This is a genomic window from Sulfurovum sp. (assembly GCF_041562805.1).
Classification (GTDB): Bacteria; Campylobacterota; Campylobacteria; order Campylobacterales; family Sulfurovaceae; genus Sulfurovum.
On the sequence record NZ_JBFFOH010000285.1, the window covers coordinates 1 to 1,460 of the forward strand.

The window sequence follows — 1,460 nt, forward strand, 5'->3', positions numbered from 1 at the left end:
TATCAGAACCTGTTTCTGAACTTTTTCCTGGAGCATTTTCAAGTATGTATCGATACGTGCCTGCTGACGTCCAGTTGCAGAAATAGTGATCAGTCCTGCATTTCTGTTAATAATCGGTGCTTCAGCCTGATAGGCGTCCTCCGGACGGTTCAATACACGTTGAAGCTCAAGATCCAACTCTTCCCAAAATTTTACTTCATCAGTAGACTCAATTGAAATTCCGGATTTATTTGAGCCACCTCCGCCGCCTTGCTGGCCATTCGTTCCTGATCCACCTGTAGCACCGCTAGACTGCGCGCCTTGCCCGATCTGCGAAGAAGTTGAACTTAGCATGACATCGGTAGACCCCTGGCTTTTACGAGATGAAAGTATATAATCGATGTTATAAGTGATCGTTTTTAGATATGAAATACGTAATATGTCATTGTCAATCGTGAAGTTGAGATTATTCTCAGTGAGCAAGATCTCTAAAACTTCATCAATTGTAAGGTTCTTGATATGTGTTTTATTGAGCTTTTTGTCCATCAATTTTTCGGTTTCACTGTCCGCGACCACCAAGCTATATTCACATGCTGTCGTCAATTGGTCTACATACTCACCTATCGTCGTCCCTTTAGCAGAAGATATACTGAAAAGTTCATAAGTACAATCTGCCTGTAAAGAGGCGGCAAGAATTGCTGAAGCAGCAAGTGAGATAAGCTTTTTGTTTAAGTTCTTCATTTTCATTTTCCTTTTTTTACTTATAGTTAGTTGACATTGAAGTCGATCTTGTCATTTGCATGGTTTTGAAAGAGTTTTAACTCTTTGCTCTTACTTGTAAGAAGTACCTCGTCTGTGGAAACTTTAGTGATGGTGTATTGACGTATTCTATCACCCTCTTTATACCATTTCCCATTTATCTTGACGCTTTTATTGATTGCCGATTCTAGTTTGAGGGGCGGTAATTTTACCTTCCTTTTAACAGCATAGGTGGTTTTTTTACCATCTTTACCGGTCTTAACCAAAATAAATGGACTTTCGGTTTTTAAAACATCCGCAGCTTGAACACCTGTACGAGGCGGTTTTATCTCTTCGATCTGTTTATTGATCTCTGTATGGTTTGGTGTTTCTGCATTTGCCAGCATGTATGCTGGCACTAAAGAAACGATCGATACAATTAGTAGAGTTTTCATTAATAAGTAATCCCCCATACTGATAGTTTAAGGTCAAGATTTAACTTGGTGGTCGCAGTTAGATCCATGTCATGTAAATCAACAACCAATTTGCTTTTTTCAATTGCATTAATGAAGTTAACCATGTTCTTGTATGGTGCTTCTGCCTGAATCTCAAGGTTTAGAACATGTCCGAACTTGGTCTTATCGGAGGCTAGCCTATTCGCAAAAAAGTTAAGTTGAACTTTGTATTTTTTCGCATTTTCTGCAATAGAGTCAATAAATGCACCCCATGTCTCTTGATCGTAA

General features: G+C 39.0%; 2 protein-coding genes and 1 pseudogene. All 3 read right to left on the bottom strand.

Annotated elements, in window-relative coordinates; genetic code table 11:
• The coding region (locus tag ABYK33_RS15820) for a secretin N-terminal domain-containing protein (protein WP_373034282.1) at positions 1 to 720 on the bottom strand (720 nt) is incomplete at its 3' end.
• A 26-nt stretch (positions 721 to 746) separates the two neighbouring features.
• A complete protein-coding gene (locus tag ABYK33_RS15825; protein ID WP_373034283.1) occupies positions 747 to 1,172 on the bottom strand; it encodes a hypothetical protein in 426 nt (141 codons plus the stop codon).
• Positions 1,172 to 1,460: pseudogene (locus ABYK33_RS15830) on the bottom strand (hypothetical protein); the annotation flags it as partial. The pseudogene ABYK33_RS15830 and the gene ABYK33_RS15825, both read right to left, overlap by 1 nt.

Bases quoted from the DNA above. Each gene is read 5' to 3' on its own strand.
- ABYK33_RS15825 (WP_373034283.1), bottom strand. From the start codon at position 1,172: ATGAAAACTCTACTAATTGTATCGATCGTTTCTTTAGTGCCAGCATAC.